Raw genomic sequence first — 16,124 nt, forward strand, 5'->3', positions numbered from 1 at the left:
GAAGAAAGGTGGGAACTGGGGAAACGGCCGGGCCGGCGGGCTGCTTACCTTAGCGCCGGGAGCCGGTGGAAAAATGCGGAGTTGAAAAGCCCCCCGGGCCTAGGGCGCCAGTGGCTGGCTCAGGTCGCGCAGGCTCAGGCGGGCAATGCGGGCCGGTCCGCCCGCGGCCTGGAGCGTGATGCGGCCCTGGTGCTGGCGCGGGAAAACCAGGTCGGTCAGCGTCGTTTCGCCGTCCTGGGCGAAAACTTCCACCACCGACTTGTCGACCAGCAGGCGGAGGCGGAGCTGGCCGTTTTGCAGGGGCACGCGGGCCGTTTCGGTGGTGAGGGCAAACAGCGGATGAAAATCTACCCGGCCCGACTCCCGGCGGTCCAGGGTCAGCAGCTGGCGGGCCACGTCGTAGCGCAGCGTGGTGCGCTCGGCTTCGCTTTGCAGCAGGTTCAGGGTCAGGGTCTGGGCTTTGCCGGGTTCCAGGGTCAGCTCCAGGTCGTAGGACTCGCCCCGGAACGGCAGCTCGTAGTCCGCCGCGCCGGCTTTCAGGGACTGGTTTTTCAGGCTGACGGCTTCCTTGCCGAGGGTGCCCAGCTCGGCCAGGGGCTGCTGCACCAGCACGAGGCCGGCCGCAGTGGCGCGCAGGCTCAGCTCCCGGGGCACGGCGAAGGAGCCGCGCCAGGCGTCGCCGGTGGGGATGTCGCGGGCGTAGGCCCAGTCGTTGGTCCAGCCCACCAGCAGGCGGCGGTTGGCGGGGGCATTGTTGAAGGTGACGGCCGCGAAGTAGTCCTTGCCGAAATCGAGGTAGGCGGGCTCCTCGTAGGGCTGGTCGGGGGTGAACTGCTGTCCATCGAACTGGCCCAGGAAGTACTGCTGGCCCCGGAACTGCTCGGTGGGGTTTCCGCTGGAAATCAGCAGCATCCATTTGGTGCCGCCGCCGGGTACGGGCAGCTCAAACAAATCGGGGCACTCCCACTCCTTTACCGTATCGCCGGCCCGGCCCCAGCGGCTCATGAACTGCCAGTCCCTGAGGTTGGCCGACTGGTAGAGGTAGATCTGCTGGCGGTCGGCTTTCACGCAGGCCATCACCCACTTGCGCTGGGGGGCGTACCAGAACACTTTGGGGTCGCGGAACTCCTTGCTGCCGATGTCGAGCACCGGGTTGCCGGCGTAGCGGGTCCAGCTCAGGCCCTGGTCGGGGCTGAAGGCCAGGTTCTGGTGCTGGGCCAGGGTGGCGCCGTTCTTCTCCACGTGGCCGGTGTAAAAGGCCACCAGCCCGTCGGTCTGGCCCGGGGCAAACAGGCCCGAATCGTTGTTGGCATCGACTACGGCGCTGCCCGAGAAGATCATGGTATTGCTGCCGTCCGGGTTGCGGTATTCCGACAGGGCCACCGGCAGGTTGGTCCAGCGCAGCAGGTCGGGGCTGGTGGCGTGGCCCCAGGCCAGGTGGCCGGGGGCGGCCGAGAGCGGGTTGTGCTGATAGAAAAGGTGGTAGACGCCGTTGCTGAATACCAGCCCGTTGGCATCGTTGAGCCAGTTCCGGGGCGGCGCAAAGTGGTACACCGGCCGGTACGGGTCGGCGGCCGGGGCGGCCGTCTGGGCCCGGGCCGGCAGGCTGCCCAGGGCGCTAAGTAGCAGGAGGTAACGGATTTTCACAGGTCGGAAAAAAGGGAGGGAGAGCCGTTGGGGCGGGGTTAAGCAATTGGGGCGGCGGCGGGCCAGTCAGCGGGAAGCCAGGGTGAGCTCCCGTACCATGTGCTCGGAGATGGGCGGGGTGGCACCCCGGAACGTGGCAACCAGAGAGCCGGTAGCACAGGCAAAGGGCAGGTAGTCGGTGGGGGGCTGCCCCGCCAGCCAGCCCCGCAGCAGGGCCGCCAGAAAGGCGTCGCCGCTGCCGATGGTGTCCTGCACCGTGACGGCAAAGCCGGGGCTGTGGTAAAGCCGGCCGCCGGTCCAGAGCGTGGCACCGGCCGCGCCCTTGGTTACGCAGGCGGCCTGCAGGCCGAAGCGCTCCGCCAGCCACTGCAGGGCCGTTTCTTCGGCCGTCCCGGCCCCGAACCACCCCATTACCTCCGCCAGCTCGGCTTCGTTGAGCTTCACCAGGTCGGCCTGTTGCAGCAGGTACGTGACAACGTCGCGGGTGTAATGGGGGGCGCGCAGGTTCACGTCGAACACCTTCAGGCGGGCCCGTTGCAGCAGACGGTAGAGGGTTTCGCGCGTGGCGGTGCCGCGGGCGGCCAGACTGCCGAACACGAAGGCATCGGCGGCTTCCACCAGCCGGCCCAGCGGGTCGTCGTACTGAATGTAGTCCCAGGCCACGGGGGCCACTATTTTGTAGGTTACCTCGTGGCCGTCCTGCACGTTGGCTTTCACCACACCCGTCAGGTGGCTGTGGCCGCGCTGCACGCACGCGGTGCTGAGGCCCTTCGCCTCGACGAAAGCCAGCAGCTCGGCGCCCAGGTCATCGGTGCCGACGCGGCTGATGAGCGTGGTGGCCAGGCCGAAGTTGTGCAGGTGCAGGGCCACGTTCAGGGGCGCGCCGCCCGGCTGCTTGCCGGTGGGCAGCACGTCCCAGAGCATTTCCCCGAAGCAGATAACCTGGTGCGCAGCGTGAAATTCCGGAAGCATGGGAAGTAAAAGAGGGGGTGAGAGATGGGTAGCCGGGCGGCCCTAGTGCACGACCAGGGTGCGCTCGACCTGCTCGAGGCTGGTGCCTTTGGTTTCGGGCATGAAGCGCCACACGAACAGCAGCTGCAGCCCCATCATGGCGGCGAAGAAGGCGAAGGTGTGGCCCCCGCCCAGGTGCTCGGCAAACCAGGGAAAGGTGAAGGCAATGGCCGTGGCCATAACCCAGTGGGTGGAGGAACCCACGGCCTGGCCCTGGGCCCGCACGGCGTTGGGGAATATCTCGGAGATGAACACCCAGATAACCGCGCCCTGGGAAAAGGCGAAAAAGGCGATGTACACGAACAGCAGCACCGGCACCAGGGCCCCGCCGAACTGCTCCAGGTAGAAGGCCCGGCTCACCAGCCCCAGGGTGGCAATCAGCCCCACCGAGCCCACCAGCATGAGCGTGCGCCGCCCGAACCGGTCGATGACGTTGACGCCCAGCAGCGTGAAAATGAAATTGACCAGCCCGATGCCAGCGGACGAGAGCAGCGCCGTGCTCTGGCCCAGGCCGGTCATTTCAAATATGCGGGGCGCGTAATAGATGATGGCATTGATGCCCGATACCTGGTTGAAAAAGGCGAAGGCCATGGCCAGCAGCAGCGGCGTGCGGTAGGGCGCGCTCCAGACCGACTCGCGCCCGGCGCCGTGCAGGGCCTGGGCCGTCAGGATGGCCGTCACGTCGGCCGCGGCCGTGTCGGGGTTGATGAGGCGCAGCACCTGCCCGCCCTCATCCACGCGGCCGTGCAGCAGCAGCCAGCGCGGGCTTTCGGGCACTTTGAGCAGCAGCAGCAGAAACACCACGGCGGGCACGGCCTGCACGCCCAGCATCAGCCGCCAGGAATGCTCGCCCAGCCCGGCCAGCAGGTAGTTGGAGAGGTAGGCGACCAGAATGCCCAGCACAATGTTGAACTGGAACAGGCCGACCAGCCGGCCCCGGGAGTTGACGGGCGAAATTTCGGAGATGTAGAGCGGGGCCGTCACCGACGAAGCGCCCACGCCCAGCCCGCCTAGAAAGCGGAAGAGCAGAAACAGGGCCCAGCCCGGGGCCAGGGCCGCCCCCACCGCCGACGCCAGGTAGAGTACCGCAATCCAGATCAGGGTTTGGCGGCGCCCGAGCCGGTCGGAAGGAATGCCCCCGAATACGGCCCCGAGCACGGTCCCGATCAGGGCAATGGAGATGGTAAACCCGTGGGCCACGGCGCTCAGGTTCCAGAGCTCCTGAATGGCTTTTTCGGCCCCCGAAATCACGGCCGTATCAAAGCCGAACAGGAAGCCACCGAGCGCTGTAGTCAGGGACCAGAAGAGTACTTTGCGGTGCAGCATAACCGGAGGAAGGAGTGAAATACTTCCCCAAAGGAGCACGAATCCTCCCGGTCCGGCTTGCTGAATTCCGCCGAATACCTCTGAAATTCAATCAATTCACCAGTATCTGATTATGTCCTTGTCATTCAGATAGTTGCACTAAATTTAAGCTCGAAATTTTCACCTCGCTTTCACTTATCCGCCCCCGGATTTCAGATTTTCGTTAGCTCCGGGACGGTACGTGCAGGGCTTTGAACTCCGAGGGCGACACCTGGTACCGGGTTTTGAAGGCCGTGGAGAAATACGCCGGCGAGGAGAAGCCGGTCTGGTAGGCCACGTCGGCAATCAGGCTGTTTTCCTGGAGCAGCAGCTGGCGGGCCTTGGTGAGGCGAATGTTTTGCAGGTAGTCGCTCACGCCGGTGCCGAGCAGGGCCTTCATTTTGCGGTACAGCTGGTTCTGCGACACGCCCAGGCTGCGGGCAATGTCGTCCACGCTCAGGTCGGGGCGGCTCAGGTTGGCCTCGATGATGGCCGTCAGGTCGGCCAGAAACTTCTGGTCCACCCGCTGAGGAGCTACCGTGGCCGTCGTGACCGAGAGCTCGCGGCGGAAATGTTCGCGCAGCTGGTCGCGGTGACGCAGCAGGGTGCGCAGGCTCTCGAGCAGGAACGCGGGGTTGAAGGGCTTGGTCAGGTAGAGGTCGGCCCCGGCCTGCAGGCCTTCCATCTGCTGCTCGGGGGCACTGCGGGCCGTCAGCAGTACCAGCGGAATGTGGCTCGTGCGCCAGTCGCCCTTGAGGGCGGCCGTAATTTCCAGCCCGCTCAGGCCGGGCAGGCCCACGTCGCAGATAATAACGTCGGGAATGGTGTCGGTGGCCAGGCGCAGCCCGGCCGTGCCCTCGGCGGCCTCCGTCACCTGGAAATGAGGCCGGAGCTTCTGCACCAGAAACTGCCGCACCTCGGCGTTGTCCTCAATAACGAGGGCGGTAGCGGCCGTATCGGCCGGCGCCGGATCGGGGGCGGGCTCGGGAGGCGGCAGCAGCCAGGTGGAGGGGTCCAGGGGGTTGGGCGCCGGGGTATCGGAGCGCAGCTCGGCGGGCAGTTCCCGGGGCAGCGTTACGCTGAACGTGCTGCCCTGCCCCGGCTGGCTCCGGAACGTGAGGCGGCCCTGGTGCAGGCGGGTCAGGCCCTCGGCCAACGCCAGGCCCAGGCCCGAGCCATCGGCCGAGGGCTGACTGCCCTGGTAAAACCAGCCCAGAATATGCGGCTGGTCTTCCAGGGCTATGCCGCGGCCGGTATCCTCCACGCTCACGCGCACCTGCCCGTCGGCGGCCGGCTGGATGCTGACGGTAATCTGCCCGCCATCGGGCGTGAACTTAAAGGCGTTGGAAAGCAGGTTGAAAAATACCTTGTCGAGAATATTGGCGTCGAACCAGAGATGCAGCACGGGCTCGGCGGGCAGAAACCGGAAGGTAATCCGGTGGCGGTGGGCCACCTTCTCGAATACGTCCATAATCTCGCGCACGAAGCTCACCAGGTCGCCCTCGGTGGCCCGGACGGCCATCTTGCCCACGTCGATGCGGCGAAACTCCAGCAGCTGGTTGACCAGCTGGAGCAGGCGTTGGGTGTTGCGGTGCACCAGCTGCAGATCCTGGCGCTGGGCGGCCGGGAGGTCGGCGGAGCTGGTGAGCATCTCCTCCACCGGCCCCAGAATGAGGGTGAGCGGAGTGCGCAGCTCGTGGGAGAAGTTGGTGAAGAAGCGCAGCTTGGCCTCGTGGGCGCGGCGGGCTTCCTCACCCAGCGCGGCCAGCTGGTTGCGTTGCTGGCTGATTTCCTCGTTCTGTTTCTCCAGCTGCCGGCGGATGCGGCGGTTGGTCCGGGCCGAGTGCAGGGCCCAGCCGCCCAGCAGCACCAGAATCAGCAGACTGCCCACCAGCAGGTACACCGTGGTTTTCTGGCTGGCGTAGCGCCGCACCTGTGCCTGGTAGCGCTCCTGCTGCCGCCGCAGGGCCAGCTGCTGGGTGGCCAGCTTCTCGGTCTGCCCGCGCACGGTGCCCACGTTGGTGGAGTCGATGATCATGGTGCCGAGCAGGTTTTCCTTCTCGTAGGGCTCCTGACGCAGAATGCGCAGGGCTGTGCGGATGGCTTCCTCCCCCCCGGTCGGGTACAGCAGCGTGGCCTGCAGGGCCCCGTCCTGCACCAGCTGCAGGCCGTTGCCCGGCCCGGGCAGCCCATCCACCCCGATAATGCGTACGGAGCGCGTACGTCCCAGCTGCCGCACCACCTGATAAGCGGCCCGGGCCATGGGGTCGTTCTGGGCAAAAATGAGCTCTACCTCCGGGTGGGCGCGCAGCAGGGCGGGCAGCTGCTGCTGCACGGCGCCGGCCCGCCAGTTGCCCTCGAGCCGGGCCACCAGCTGCAGGCGTGGATAGGCGGCCAGCGCCTGCGTAAAGCCCGTGTGGCGGTCGGTGGCCGGGGAAGAGCCCGGGGTTCCTTCAATTTCGAGCACCCGGCCGCGCTGGCCCAGCAGCTGGGCCGCGTAGTGACCGGCCGTGCGGCCCACCTCGAGGTTGTTGCCGCCCACGTAGGCCGTGTAGAGATGCGAGGCCGTGCGCCGGTCCAGAATCACCACCGGAATTCCCTGGTGGTAAGCGGCCTCGGCCAGCTCCGTGAGCGGGCCCGACTGGTTGGGGGAAATGATGAGCAGATCGACTCCCTCCCGGATAAACTGCTGAATCTGCCGGCGCTGCCGGTCCGTGTCGTTGCGGGCGTCGCGCATCCGGAAGCGCACGTTCGGATTGAACGTCAATTCTTTCTGCATGCCGGCCAGCATGGCCTGCCGCCAGGCGTCGCCCATGGTGCACTGCGAGAAACCAATGCGAAACTCAGGCTCGGGCGGGGGCGCAGGGGCACACCCGGGCAGCAGCAGCCACAGGCACAGCAGCAGGAGCGGTCGGCAAAGCCGCTGACTTTCTGAAAAAACCTGCTTGAAAATGCCCAAAATCCGGATGTTTGATGTGCTCAACCGGCCAAAAGATACAAGGAATTGGTATAGACGCGGCCGGCTGCGCAACCCGGGGTAAGCTGGGCCGCCGGACCCCCACGCAAGCAGCGGCCAGTTTCCCTGTCTGCCAGACTGTTAAAGCCTCTGATCCTGAATCTGCCCCTGACTATGGCAGGCAGCCTGACCTGAGCGGCGCGTCACGGAGACATCGAAAAAGTGTGGGGCCGTTGTGTCAAGCGCCTGCTAGGTTAACTCGAAAAGCCGCCATTGTTAGCAAAAGCGCTGGCCCCATCAACTGCTGCTCCCTTTCGTGCCTTGCATACTGTCCAGCTGCCCCACACTTTTTGATGCTCTCCTAGATGTATAGTCCCAGAGAGAGATGGTGCACGAGGGCGCCGGCGGGCGCAGCACCAACTACTGCTTGGCGCCCGAACCCGACGCCCGATAAGTCACCTGCCGACGGGGCAAGCGCGAAAGGGCTCACAAGGGGCTCACAGCACCGATACACCGAGCCCTAAACCGCGCTCCCTGGCTTCTAAATACTCATCTCGCGGTAAAGCAATGGGTTCACAATGGGCTCACGGCATTGCGAAATCACTTATCTAGAAAGTCCGTTTGGTGAAATGAGGGATACAAGCCTGCACCAGCGGATGGAGCTAAAGCCCTAATAGTCATATCTTAAAGAGAATTCTCAACTCTTCAAGGTATTCCGTGCAAGTCACAACTATCACCTTTGATTCTACTTTATCTTGGATAGACTTGCTTATAATCAAACTTTCATCAGGATCAGTTCGTGCTGTGATACATCCTGTATCTGAGCAATTAAATCTAGAAAATATTTCTTTATAGCGGTTTCGCGGATGGTCCGGTCACTGGCCTTTGCTGGTCGCAATTGCAGAAACGGAACACCGATTCTCCTGATTCATGAAGCGTCTCAGTAGCTTCCTGAATGACTGGTCGAACCGTCCGCGAAACCGCTATATAACCTCCATATGGGCTTGAAGGACTATAACTAGGGTACTTCGGTGCACTCTGTCTGAAAAAAAGGAGGTCAATGGTTTACGTAATAGGTCCGGACCTCAGGAGCGAAAGAACGGATGGACTGGAAGCGTAATGGCACCCGGTTGGACTTCTGACCGGCTACCGTCAGCTGTTGCGTAAGCGTTCCTGCTCCTCTCGTACCAACTGCTGCAGCTCTTCTTCCGATGGCAGGTTCATCCGGTATTTGCTCACAAACACTTGCTCGGCCATGCCCGTAGTCGCATAGCGCACAAGGGTGTCGTTTTTTTGGGCACACAGAATGAGTCCCACCGGTGGATTGTCGCCTTCGCTCATCTCCTGCTCCCGGTAGTAGTTCAGGTACACGTTCATCTGCCCCGCGTCGGCATGGCTGAATGCCCCGATCTTCAGGTCTACCAGCACGTGACACTTCAGAATGCGGTGATAAAAGATCAGGTCAATGAAGTAGTGCACGTTGTCGAAGGTGATGCGCTTTTGCCGGGCCTCAAAACAGAAGCCCCGCCCCAGTTCCACCAGAAACGTCTGCAGGTGCGCAATAATCGCCGCCTCCAGGTCGCTCTCGCTGTAGCTGGCCCGTTGCTCCAGCCCTAAAAATTCCAACACGTAAGGGTTTTTCACCACATCGGTCACCGACAGCGGCTGCGTGCCGGCGTGGCCGGCCAGCACCGCCGCTTTATCGGTCGAGAGCCCCGTGCGCTCGTACAGCGCCGACTCAATGGCGCGCTTCAGCTCCCGCACCGACCAGCTGTTTTTCACCGCCTGTACCTCATAAAACGCCCGCTGCACCGGCCGGTCCAGGGCCAGGAACTCCAGAAAGTGTGAGAAGCTCAGCCGGCTCAGCAGCAACTCCGGTGCCAGGCCGGGCAGGGCATGCGGGCCGCTGGCCAGGGCCGACACGGCCGTTGGGAAAGGCTTGGACGCATCCAATAGACCAGCTTGTTGCAATTCCGCAGACACAGTCTGCAGAATTAGAGGGGTAGGCCCGGTAAAACTCGCGGCACTGGTAAAGTCGCCGTTCTACGAGCCCTTTGACGCCGTACAACTGCCGCGCCAGCTCCGACAGCAGCCGCTCACCGTACTCGGCCCGGTGGCTGCCGCCTTGTTCCTACTCGGCAATGTGCCAGTCGATAAGCCAGTTGCGCACCGTCAACCAATAGTTTACCTGTTGGGCAGCCGCCCGCTGCGTTTGCGCGTGCAGCTGCCCAATATGTTGCGCTAGCAGCGAAAGCGTGCGTTCTTCCATCGGGACCAAGTTACGCTTGTCCAGTGAGTCGGCCGCAAGGCCGGCAGCTACAAAAAAGCGGATCATAGCGAAAACTTGCCTCTGGCTATTGTTCTCGGAAACAGTCCGAAGATAAATGCGCTCCGGTCAAAACAAGGAGCGGTAACATGATCTGCGGAACTGCTCTGTTCTCGGGCAACCGCGCTGGCCTTTGAGCAAGAAGGCGCGCACGGATACCCGCTCGTTAACCGGACAAACCCTGTGGTACGAAGGCATCGAATACCGCACCTGCACCAAGCTCTCGGGTCAAAGCATCGATTCGTTTTGGGCATTCACTCGCTTGAAGTGAATAGCTCCTATTTTTGAACGGATCAATTTCAAGACCCGAGCCTTTGTAAGGGAAAAGTGATTTCTTTTACAAAGGGTGATTGGCTTTGCAAAGAAATACCGGGTTTCTTTACACAGCCTACGGGGCTTTACCCGTGGCGCTTTTCCCTTCCCTTCATGCCGACTGCCTGGCAACCTTCTCCGCTGCCGCCCACCGCCGAACTGGAAACGCGCGCCGTGCTCAAAAAACTGCCCGCGGCGCACCGGGCCCTGGCCGAACTCAAGGGCTTGGTGGCCGCCATTCCCAACGAGAGCCTGCTGCTCGACACGCTGCCTTTGCAGGAGGCCAAAGACAGCTCGGCCATCGAAAACATCGTCACCACCCACGACGAACTCTTCAACGCCGAACTCCAACTGGGCGACTCGCCCGCGGCCAAGGAGGTACAGCGCTACGCGGCGGCCCTGCGCCTGGGCACGGCGCTGGTCCAGCAGCACGGGTTTTTGAGTACCAACCACATCGCCCGCATCCAGCAGGAACTCAAGCGCGACGGCGGGGGCTACCGCAAGCTGCCGGGCACCGCCCTCAAGAACCAGCGGGGCGAGGTGGTGTACACGCCCCCGCAGGACCCGGCTGTCATCCTGGACCTGATGGGCAACCTGGCCCAGTACCTCAACGACGACACCGTGCACGAGGTGGATCCCCTGGTGAAAATGGCCGTGCTCCATTTCCAGTTCGAGAGCATCCACCCCTTTTACGACGGCAACGGCCGCACGGGGCGTATCCTCAACATCGTGTACCTGGTGCTCAAGGGCTTGCTCGACCTGCCCGTCCTCTACCTGAGCCGCTTCATCACCCAGCACAATGCCGACTACTATCGCCACCTGCAGGCCGTGCGCGACACCGGCGACTGGGAGCCGTGGCTGCTGTATATGCTCACCGGCGTGGAACAGACCGCCCGGCAGAGCATTGCCTTGATCACGGCCCTACGCGCCCTGATGCAGGAGACGAAGCAGCGGCTGCGGCCCTACAAGTTCTACAGCCAAGACCTGCTCAACAACTTGTTCCGACACCCCTACACCCGCATCGAATTCGTGCAGCAGGAACTGCAGGTGAGCCGGCCCACGGCGGCGGGTTACTTGAACAAATTAGCCGAGGACGGCGTGCTGGTCAAGCAAAAGCACGCCAACTCCAACTACTACGTCAACCAGCCCCTGTTTGAGCTGTTAGCCCAACTGGGATAACCCGCGCTGCCAGGCGAGAGTGAACGCCACGACACCGGCATAGACTTTCCAAATCACCGTCTGGCTGCACTACAGATCACACGACTGTTTCGCGCCCCGAATCATTGCCGTGGTGCTACGGGTGCGCACCGGGGGCCGGTACTTGGGGGCCGGAACGTGCTTAGAATTTGCAGTCGAAACGGCCTTCGGTGACGCGCACGGTGGCCCCGCCCGATGGGTTGCGGGCCGTGAACTCAAACGTGCCCGACACGATGCGGGCTACGGTATCGAGCCGGGTCACAACGACGCGGCCAGGCGTTGCGGGGCCCGTGCGCATTTCTTGGTCCGGGGGGGTCTGGTAGTAGGTGAAAGCCGCGTAAGCGATGGGCCCGTTGATGACCAGCCCGTCGTATCTCTGGTCGAGCACCACGGTGCCTGGCCGGGTAATGCCGGGCAACTCCAGGCGCAGGTAGGTCCGGCTATGCACATGCGACTCGTCGTCGATTTGCTTGTCGAATGACAGCGAGAGGTGGTGCGCGGGGGGACGGACCACGCCCCACCTGGCGCGCACGGCTGATAGGGGGGCTCCGCTCATCGCCTGTGCGTTGGTGCGGGCGACCCAGGGGAGGCCGTCCACGCGGCAGCCGGCGGTGTTCGCGCCGGTTTGGGTGGCGTCTGGCATCTTATCCTCGGGCGCGGGTGGCGAGTAGCACTGGGTCAGGCCCAGTAGGGAACCCAGCAGCAGAAGGGACGGGCGGAAGGACATGGCGGAACGGGCGGGAATAAACGCGGCCGTAAACGTACACCTTCCGTCGTTCCCACCACCCTATATTCCACTTTACGACATGGCGCGAGCCGAGGTCGAAAGCAACTCGCGTTTACCTTGCTACCCTTTGACTAAACTCTGCTTGAAGACACTACAGGCCCAAAACATGGGTACTGAAGGCCTGCAGGAGGAATAGATAACTGATGTTACGCGCTACATTGTAGTTGACTAAGCTCAATCCGCGATGACTTGTACGCTCGATTTGTATACGGATTACCTGATTAGCTCGACGGGTCAAACCTCGGCGACCGGCTTGTCGCGCTTGCTGGCCGGCGCCGTCAGCCACGATCAGGTAACGCGCTGGTTGACGACCTCTTATTTGGACTCGCAGCAAGTGTGGGCCGCCGCCAAGCCTCTCATTCGGCGGGCTGAGCGCCAGCGCCCGGCCGAGGAGTTTGCCGTACTAATTGTGGATGACTGCGTGCTGGAAAAGGCCCACACGGACCCGAGCGCGCTGATCTGCACCCACTGGGACCACAGCGTGGGGCCGTTTCGTGAAAGGGCTCAATTTCGTGAGCTTGCTCTATCAAAGCGACGGCTTAGCCCTGCCCATTGCCGTGGAACTCATCGAGAAAACAGAGGCCGTGGTGGATGCCAAAACGCAGAAAACGAAGTTCAAATGCAAGTTGACCAAGAAGGAGTACCTGCGGGCCATGTTGCGCGTAGCCCAGCAGCAGGTGGCCTACCGCTATTTGCTGGCCGACAGTTGGTACGCCTCGGCCGAGAACATGAATACGGTGCGCGCGTTAGGTCACCACTTCGTGCTGGCGCTCGAATCCTCGCGCACGGTAGCCCTGAGTGAAGAAGGGCGGGCAGCGGGCCAGTTTCAGGCCCTCGATACGCTGACTTTTCCCGATGAACAGCCCCTGCGCGTCTGGTTGCGTTCCGTCGAGTCGGCGGTACTCGTGAGCCGGCACGTCTTTACAAACAAAGATCAATCGCAGGGTGTGTTATAGCTGGTCAGCAGTGATACGACGCTGAGCTACGCCCAACTGACGACGATTTACCAAAGACGGTGGAAAGTCGAGGAGTACCATAAATCGCTCAAACAGAACACGTCGCTGGGCAAATCGCCCACGAAAACACCCGACACCCAAGCCAATCACTTCTTCGCGTCTATGCTGGCCTACACCAAGTTGGAAGTGCTCAAGCTGAAAGTAGGCATCGGCCATTTCCGGCTCAAAGCCCAACTCTACTTGGTCGGCCTCCAAGCTATGCATCGTGAACTCGCTACGCTCTCCGCGTAACATCAGTATAGTAAGCCTGCGCCTACGCCAGGGCCAGGCCCGGCGCGCCCTGCCCCTGGGCCCGGAACTCAACCAAATGTTTTAGGCGCAATTTAGCTTTTGGCAAGGCTGGTTGGAATTGGGTCCTACGACATACCGCTACGAACTGCGCGTGAGCCCCGGCCTAGCGCTCAACGACGATTAATCGGACGTACAGGGCTGCGATACGAAAAATTTCTGCGCCTACGAATAAATGGATAACGCTCCTTTTTTTCAAACAGCGTGCGTTCAAGCCAGGACCGTTTTCGCAAACTAGAAAAATGGTTTCTTGGTGGTAAACGACACCACTATCCACAACGAACGGAGGATTCCGAAAGGCGCGCCTTTCAAATTTGGTCACTCCAAGCCCATGCCCCCCCGTACCGCCTCACTTCGGCTTTGGCGTCCCCACCGGCGGAATCCAATGGCTCCCGTAAACGGCTTCCGTGTAAAACAACCCGTCCATGACGAGCGGTAATCTCATCAGCGTTTCCCGGTACCCAAAAGGCATGGCAATCAGGGGCTCTTGCAACCATTGCGGAAGGATAGTCTTACGGAAGTCGAGGAGCAGAAAGGGCTGCTTGGTCTGCCCTAGTAGGTATTCTATGCTATTGGGCTTGTGTTTTTTCACGTTCAGCACGTGAAAAAACAGCAACTTCCCAAACTCTCCCCGGTATCCCGTAAACCCCAGGTGGTAGTAGCGCGCGCCGTACGTTTGCTTGAGGTAATCCCCTAGCCTCGGATTCTCGTGATAGAATGTACGCCCGATGTTCGCCCCGTTGTACGTGAGGTGAGAAGAGGCTGCCCACACAATCGTTTTTCGGTCGCGGTACAATTCGCGCTGTAAGAAAACAAGGTTCTCGCCCATTTGCCGGTCCCGCACCTGTTCTTCTGATGTCGCAAACTTCTTGGCGATTTCGGCGAGCGAGCTGCGGCAGAATTGCTGCCAGAACAAGTGCTCCTCTCGTGTGGCGGTCGCCGGTACACCTTTTGCGGTTACTTCCGCAAGGATTCCTTTGAAGGCCGGGTTTAAGACCAGCGTGTCGGCGGTGCTGGGCTTCGTTAAATAATCGGAGATGTGTATCGCCCGCTTTAACGAAGTGCTGAACGCCCTCCATTTGGCGGTGTCCTGCACCATCCCGGAGTTGATCGTCTGCAAATAACGTTTCAAGTCGGGAAGCAGGCGTTCATCCGAGTACTGGCCGGAGAATTTGCAGTCGATACCGGCCAATATCAGCGGCTTATCGGTGTTCTTCTGTTGGTCAATGTAGTTAAACAGTTCCTCCGTTTCGGTACTAATCCAGAACGGATAAAGTGCCATCCTCGCGGCATCAATACTCAATCTCCCGGCTTGGATTTCCTGCCAGGCCTTGTAGCAGTCATAAAACCCACTCTCAAACGCAATGACGCTAAATCCCAGCTCCTGGTGCAGGAATTTGACGAGCCGGGTTTTGGCCTTGAAGGCACCGCCGTCGTAGTGGATGGGCTCGCCCAATCCGATAACAGTGACCTGCTGCAGGCTTTGTTTAAGCGGGGCTAAGTCCGTGTACTCTTCGTTGGTCGGCTCCACGTTGCGCACGATAATGGCGTTGGCTTGAAGGTAAGCCAATCGGTCGGCGGTTGATTGGGCATGTGCCGGCAGCAAAGGGCACAGCGGCAGGAGCAGGAGCAACAGGTTTCGAAGGCGCATGAATTGTTGGGGGTGCTCGTCGCGGCGTGGGATAGGTAAGGTGGGGGTTCGGCCAAGCGGGGTGGCGCGTGTCGGTGCAGCCGCCTTTTCGGGGCGAGTGCCACCCCGAGGCGTTCCAACAGAGGATAGGCTCGCGAGCCCAGAAGGTTGCAGGCAGTAAAATAACGGTCTTATTTTTGAACAGAGCGCGTTTACCTTCGGACCCTTTTCTTAAACTGCAAGTAGTAGCGTGACGCCTGACAACGACTTGATACCTGAAGCCGCCGACCACGATAATGGGGCCGTACACCTTTTGCTGCGGGTTGTTGGGTATGGGCTGTCTACCCTGATGGCGTTCTATCTCTGGCTTCTCTGTTCGCCCTACAAACTGCAGTATGGTGCCAGTGGTATTTATTACTATAATGACGATGGTATTTTCTTCGGGGCCTTCCTGAGTATTGCGCTGCTATTCATGCACGGATTCAGAGCCTTTCTAATGCTAGTTGTCTACCGAAAGAAGCCTTCTATCCTCACCCTGGCTTTCATATTGCTGTACTTCCTGACTACCTGCTATTGGTTGTACCACGCCAATAGCAATTCGGCCATGCACGAACACTACTCCTCCTTAAACTGAATTGCCGCGTTTAGGACACCATCGTTTACGTAAACTTAAGTGGGCCTCAAATGGCAGGCCGCATAAAGCCGAGCCAGAGGAATAGGGCATGCACGAGCAACAAGTAGACTGCCGTGGCCAGCAGGGTATAGAACGTAGAAGGCGTAACGCGGTAGGCCGCGAGGTCCTGCCGCCAGGAACTGGCGTTCTTGTCGAAATTGCTCACCTGCGTTTGGGCGATATAATCGCCTAGCCGTTTGTGTCCGCTTATCAGTACCGTTAGCACTTCCACGGGCCATACGAGAAGCGTAATGTTGCGCAAAAAGGCCTGCCACTCACTGGCGGGTGCGCCGGAGGTGTGTTGCACCTGCGTGCCTACTAGTGCTTCCCCCACATAATTTTTAAACAGGCTTCTTGTCGGGGTCGGGCTTGTTGACGGGGTTGACTTTCTCGTACCAGTGCTGCAATTTGTCTTCGGCCTTGGCAACGGTAAAGCTCCAGTTGACCTTAACCGCCCGCCGGTTGCGCTCCGTGGCCCAGGCCTGCACCTGCCGGGCCAATTCGTCGAGGGAGGCGATGCGCCGGTCCAGGCACTGGCGGGCCAGGGCCGAAAACTCCAGCTCGGCCATGTTGAGCCACGAGCCGTGCCGGGGCGTGAAGTGAAAGCGCACCTGCCGGCTCAGGGCCCGCGCCTGGGCCACGGGCAGGTGCTCGTAAAACGAGCCGTAGGCGTGCGTATTCAGGTTATCCTGCACCAGGTCCACCCGCGGCACATCAGCGTAGTGGCGCGTGAGCACCTGGTGCAGGAAGTCAGCGTAGTCGGCCTTGGTGCGACGGGCGCGCACCTGCGCGTAGCGCTGGCCTGTGTCAAGGTCGTAGGCCAGCAGCACCACGGCCGTGCCGTGGCGCACGTACTCGTGGTCCTGCCTGGCGATTTGGCCCGGCCGGACGGGCAGGGCGGCAAGTTTATCGCCCAGCAGCTGGCAGGGCCGCTCAT

Annotated in this window: 11 protein-coding genes and 1 pseudogene; 2 read left to right on the forward strand and 10 right to left on the reverse strand. The window is 61.4% G+C overall.

Going from position 1 to position 16,124, the window contains the following annotated elements:
* Positions 1-99 precede the first annotated feature (99 nt).
* From KLP40_RS18950 to KLP40_RS18980, 6 genes are all read right to left on the reverse strand, one after another.
* A complete protein-coding gene (locus KLP40_RS18950; RefSeq protein WP_215595408.1) occupies positions 100-1,647 on the reverse strand; it encodes a glycoside hydrolase family 32 protein in 1,548 nt (515 codons plus the stop codon).
* A 66-nt stretch (positions 1,648-1,713) separates the two neighbouring features.
* Positions 1,714-2,619, reverse strand: coding sequence for a carbohydrate kinase family protein (locus KLP40_RS18955; protein WP_246559029.1), 906 nt, complete (start codon positions 2,617-2,619; stop codon positions 1,714-1,716).
* Between the two features lie 42 nt (positions 2,620-2,661).
* Entirely contained in the window at positions 2,662-3,984 is a 1,323-nt protein-coding gene (locus tag KLP40_RS18960; RefSeq protein WP_215595409.1) for a sugar porter family MFS transporter, read from the reverse strand.
* Positions 3,985-4,186: 202 nt separating this feature from the next.
* Entirely contained in the window at positions 4,187-7,033 is a 2,847-nt protein-coding gene (locus tag KLP40_RS18965; protein ID WP_317196798.1) for a hybrid sensor histidine kinase/response regulator transcription factor, read from the reverse strand.
* A gap of 1,077 nt (positions 7,034-8,110) precedes the next feature.
* Positions 8,111-8,941 carry a PDDEXK nuclease domain-containing protein gene (locus tag KLP40_RS18970; protein WP_215595411.1) on the reverse strand — a complete coding sequence of 277 codons (831 nt, stop codon included), beginning with the start codon at positions 8,939-8,941 and terminating at the stop codon, positions 8,111-8,113.
* Positions 8,942-9,089: 148 nt separating this feature from the next.
* The gene (locus KLP40_RS18980) at positions 9,090-9,293 is read right to left on the reverse strand and encodes a hypothetical protein (protein ID WP_215595412.1); all 204 of its coding nucleotides are present in this window, start codon (positions 9,291-9,293) and stop codon (positions 9,090-9,092) included.
* A 417-nt stretch (positions 9,294-9,710) separates the two neighbouring features.
* Here KLP40_RS18980 and KLP40_RS18985 point away from each other — a divergent pair, with 417 nt between their 5' ends.
* Complete coding sequence (locus KLP40_RS18985; protein ID WP_215595413.1) at positions 9,711-10,775, forward strand: Fic family protein; 1,065 nt, start codon at positions 9,711-9,713, stop codon at positions 10,773-10,775.
* Positions 10,776-10,935: 160 nt separating this feature from the next.
* Here the strand turns inward: KLP40_RS18985 and KLP40_RS18990 are convergent, their stop codons facing one another.
* A complete protein-coding gene (locus tag KLP40_RS18990; RefSeq protein WP_215595414.1) occupies positions 10,936-11,520 on the reverse strand; it encodes a DUF6252 family protein in 585 nt (194 codons plus the stop codon).
* A gap of 244 nt (positions 11,521-11,764) precedes the next feature.
* Between KLP40_RS18990 and KLP40_RS21735 the strand changes: the two are divergent.
* Positions 11,765-12,827: pseudogene (locus KLP40_RS21735) on the forward strand (IS701 family transposase).
* 406 nt (positions 12,828-13,233) lie between these two features.
* Here KLP40_RS21735 and KLP40_RS19005 read toward each other — a convergent pair.
* The 3 genes from KLP40_RS19005 to KLP40_RS19015 form a co-directional block, all read right to left on the reverse strand.
* Positions 13,234-14,517: an erythromycin esterase family protein gene (locus tag KLP40_RS19005; protein ID WP_215595416.1), complete on the reverse strand. Its 1,284-nt coding sequence runs from the start codon at positions 14,515-14,517 to the stop codon at positions 13,234-13,236.
* A 677-nt stretch (positions 14,518-15,194) separates the two neighbouring features.
* Positions 15,195-15,494, reverse strand: coding sequence for a hypothetical protein (locus tag KLP40_RS19010; protein WP_215595417.1), 300 nt, complete (start codon positions 15,492-15,494; stop codon positions 15,195-15,197).
* 34 nt (positions 15,495-15,528) lie between these two features.
* A partial coding sequence (locus KLP40_RS19015; RefSeq protein WP_215595418.1) for an IS630 family transposase occupies positions 15,529-16,124 on the reverse strand: 596 nt, incomplete at its 5' end.

This window comes from Hymenobacter piscis, from assembly GCF_018760735.1.
GTDB classification, from domain to species: Bacteria; Bacteroidota; Bacteroidia; order Cytophagales; family Hymenobacteraceae; genus Hymenobacter; species Hymenobacter piscis.

Bases quoted from the DNA above. Each gene is read 5' to 3' on its own strand.
- KLP40_RS18955 (WP_246559029.1), bottom strand. From the start codon at position 2,619: ATGCTTCCGGAATTTCACGCTGCGCACCAGGTTATCTGCTTCGGGGAA.
- KLP40_RS18960 (WP_215595409.1), bottom strand. From the start codon at position 3,984: ATGCTGCACCGCAAAGTACTCTTCTGGTCCCTGACTACAGCGCTCGGT.
- KLP40_RS18980 (WP_215595412.1), bottom strand. From the start codon at position 9,293: ATGATCCGCTTTTTTGTAGCTGCCGGCCTTGCGGCCGACTCACTGGAC.
- KLP40_RS18985 (WP_215595413.1), top strand. From the start codon at position 9,711: ATGCCGACTGCCTGGCAACCTTCTCCGCTGCCGCCCACCGCCGAACTG.
- KLP40_RS18990 (WP_215595414.1), bottom strand. From the start codon at position 11,520: ATGTCCTTCCGCCCGTCCCTTCTGCTGCTGGGTTCCCTACTGGGCCTG.